The organism is Lentiprolixibacter sp. (genome assembly GCF_982873095.1).
On sequence record NZ_CEYNTP010000255.1, the window covers coordinates 1 to 3,792 of the forward strand.

A 3,792-nucleotide genomic window follows, 5' to 3' on the forward strand; every position below is an offset into this window, starting at 1 on the left:
TGATTATTCAGATATAAGCAATACCTTTATTTTTTGCCCCTATCCCCTATCAGTGAACAAGGTATCTCTAGGAGTTCTCATCACTATGTTTCTTCCTGCCCAGGCAATTTCACAGCAGGGGACAGAAACCTTTGAACAATCACAATTCTGGACCAGTATCAACAGCACCACCCGAATCAGCAAGCACTGGGGGATGATTGCTGATATACATCTGCGCCGAGACAACTTTATCAGTGATCCCAACTTCTATTTTCTTCGCCTGGGTGCCGCATATTGGTTAAATGACCAGATCTCTTTCGTGGGTGGAACAGCAGCCTTGTGGCGTGCCACGGAAACCGATGCAGGGAGGAAATACGCTCTCGAACGCAGGATCTACCAGCAGGCACTTTGGCGGGCCATTATAGGAAAGATCACCTTCCTGCAACGTGTAAGGGTGGAACAACGCTGGCAGGAAGTGTTAAACACGAACAGCGGCAACAAAGATCGCGTGCGCTTTTCAAGCCGTTTTCGCTTCCTGATCTCAGCTGCCGTGCAGGTATTCGAAGATCCCAGGCTGCCCAGGCCCGTCCTCTCCAATGAGATCCTGTTCCATGCGGGCAAGGAGATCATCTACAACACCTTTGACCAGAACCGATTGTTCCTTGGTTTTAACCAGCGTATCGAGAAAAACCTGATCGTAGATTATGGATACATGCTGGTGTACCAGCAGAGATATACCGGGAATCAATACGACCTCAACCATACGTTTCGCCTCTTTTTGTACTACTCTCCTGACTTCAGGAAAAAAACGGATAAGGATCTGCCCCACTATCCTGTTGGCGGGATTGAATAGGGTTTGCACAACCCTGGTTTGCATTGCCATCCAAGTGTTAAGGCTTCTTCTGAAAACCGCGGAAACATTCTTAAGAATTAATATGGGCTTTATGACAATAATCATAAAAAGGGCAGGCTGTGCTGCCCTAATTTTGACCTTGCAATTGTTGTTGGTAATTAGACCTCAATAACATCCCATTCAGGAGAAATGAGCAACTTTTTTTCATTGATCGTAAACGTTTTCCTGAAAATGCACCTGCTTGCTGCTACTGCCGCTTTCAGTCGTCCTAAATCACACCATTAACAATAGAAAGAAGCCCATGGAACTGATAAGTCATCACATTTTTAAGGAACACGATACAGGCATGCACCCTGAGAACAGAAAAAGGCTTGATGTGCTGGGAACACTACCGGATGCCAACCTGCCTTACGATGAATCGGTATTAAAAATCATCCATGGGGAGCAGTATATCAAAAAGGTCAAGGCATATTCAAAACAAGGCAAGTCGCTGGACGCGGACACCCACAGTTCACCCAAATCCTATGAGGCTGCCGTATATGCCGCTAATGCCACGATAAAGGCTTCTGAAGAGCAGGGATTTGCGCTAGTGCGGCCCCCCGGCCATCATGCCTATCCCAATCGGGCCAGTGGTTTCTGCCTGTTCAATAATGTTGCCATATCTGCCCGGCGACTGGCCAATCAAGGGAAAAAAGTATTGATCTTTGACTTTGACGGACACCTGGGTGACGGGACCTCAGCCATCTTCGATGACTCAGACGAGGTGATGTACTGGTCCATTCATCAGTTACCGGCCTTCCCGGGCCATGGATGGGTAGACGAAATTGGATCAGACAAAGGGAAAGGGTTTACCATTAATGTCCCGCTTCCCCCGGCATCAGGAGATGATATTTATTATGATGCCCTGAAATATACCCTCCCAGTCGCCCTGGAATTTAATCCGGATGTAGTAGCGGTTTCGGCCGGTTTTGATTCCCATAAATATGACCTGCTCCTTGACCTGCGCTATACCGTGGATGCCTTTTACAAAACCGGTAGCATCCTTGCCGATAATTTCAGTAATGTTTTTGCCACACTTGAAGGTGGGTATAACGTAGAGGAATTGCCCAAATGCATTCACAACTTTACAAATGGCATATCAGGCCAGCCAAAGAGATATACAGAACCAGCAACCGAATCGGATATTAAGATCTGGATGGAATACGAACTGAGGCTGGACAAGCTATTGTCCAATCTTTCCCCATATTGGTCGGTTTGACCTACCCTTGAACAAAAATTAATTTAAAACTATGAATCCATTAAACAGAATTTTTAACCCGCGGACTGTAGCCGTTATAGGAGCCTCCAATAAAGAAGGCAGTGTTGGATACGCATTGATCAGGAATATGATCGGTTCTGGATTCAAGGGGACCGTCTACCCCATTAACTATAAAAATAAAAGTATTTACGGCGTCAGAAGTTATGCAAAGCTCAGCGATACCCGAGATGAAATAGACTTGGCCATTATCGCAACCCCATCAGCCACAGTTCCCGAGCTGGTCAAAGAATGCGGGGAATACGGCGTTGGAGGTATAGTGATCATCTCTGCGGGATTTATGGAAGCCGGCGAAAGCGGTCAAAAAATGAGTGATACCATCCTGGCCTATGCCAAAAAATACAACATGAGGATCATTGGGCCCAACTGCCTGGGCTTCATTAAACCTTCCATTAAGTTGAATGCAAGTTTTGCCAACAAAATGGCCTTGCCGGGAAAGATCGCCTTTATCTCACAGAGCGGTGCGCTTTGTACGGCTATCCTCGACTGGTCTGTGGAACAAAATGTGGGGTTCAGCAACTTCGTTTCCATAGGCTCGATGGTGGATGTAGGTTTTCATGATCTGATAGACTATTTCGGAAGTGACCCACAAACCAGCAGCATTGTCATTTATATGGAATCCATTACCCATACCCGGAAGTTCATGAGCGCTGCCCGGGCCTTTGCCCGAACCAAACCCATTATCGTATTGAAAGCCGGGAAAAGTGATGCCGGGGCAAAGGTGGCGCTCTCTCATACAGGGACGCTCGCAGGAAATGATATCGCATTTGATGCGGCCTTTAAACGGGCAGGGATCATTCCGGTAAACACCATAGAGGAACTGTTCAATGCTGCTCAGGCGCTGGCGATGCAACCCAGGCCAAAGGGCAGAAGGCTGGCCATCATCACCAATGCCGGAGGTCCGGGCGTTCTGGCCACTGACCACCTCATTAAATTTGGGGGTGAGCTCGCACAACTATCCGATGCCACTATGGAAAAGCTTAACAGCGCGCTGCCGCCGGTATGGAGCCACGGAAATCCCATCGATATCCTGGGGGATGCAGACGCCCAGAGGTACAAGGATGCCACCGAAGCGGTTTTGCTTGATAAAGGGGTGGACGGGGTGCTGTTGGTCCTCACCCCGCAGGCCATGACCAAGTCAGACGAAATAGCGGCTGAAGTTGTTAAACTGGTGGATAAATACCCAAAACCAATACTCGCCTCCTGGATGGGGGAAAAGGATGTAGAAAGAGGACGGGAAATATTGGAGACCAACAATATACCTGTTTACAGGATCCCGGAGAACGCCGTAAATACCTTCATGTCTATGTACAGGTACACCCGGAACATAGAGGCATTGCATGAAACCCCCTCGACTATCCCGCACAGTTTTGATCCGGATACGGACAAAAACCATAAGCTGATCAAATCCATCATGGAGGAAAACCGCTACGTGCTCACCGAAGACGAGGCAAAAGAGGTCCTTACCAATTACGGGATTCCGGTAACCCGGCACGGATTGGCAAGTTCGGAGAAGGAAGTGGGTAAGTTATGTAAGAACATAGGGTATCCGGTAGTGATGAAGATCGCGAGTCAGGATATCACCCATAAGACAGACACCGGCGGCGTTGTGCTCAATATCAAAAATGAGAAGGAGGCTATTGAA

3 protein-coding genes are annotated in these 3,792 nt (G+C 47.9%); all 3 read left to right on the plus strand.

The annotated features are described in order from the left end of the window. A partial coding sequence (locus AC4E7D_RS12660; protein ID WP_490174152.1) for a DUF2490 domain-containing protein occupies positions 1-832 on the plus strand: 832 nt, incomplete at its 5' end. 301 nt (positions 833-1,133) lie between these two features. Beyond that, positions 1,134-2,090 carry a histone deacetylase family protein gene (locus AC4E7D_RS12665; protein ID WP_490174153.1) on the plus strand — a complete coding sequence of 319 codons (957 nt, stop codon included), beginning with the start codon at positions 1,134-1,136 and terminating at the stop codon, positions 2,088-2,090. A gap of 31 nt (positions 2,091-2,121) precedes the next feature. Further along, a partial coding sequence (acs, locus tag AC4E7D_RS12670) for an acetate--CoA ligase alpha subunit (RefSeq protein WP_490174154.1) occupies positions 2,122-3,792 on the plus strand: 1,671 nt, incomplete at its 3' end.

Coding starts and splice junctions, on each gene's coding strand:
- AC4E7D_RS12665 (WP_490174153.1), top strand. CDS start 1,134: ATGGAACTGATAAGTCATCACATTTTTAAGGAACACGATACAGGCATG.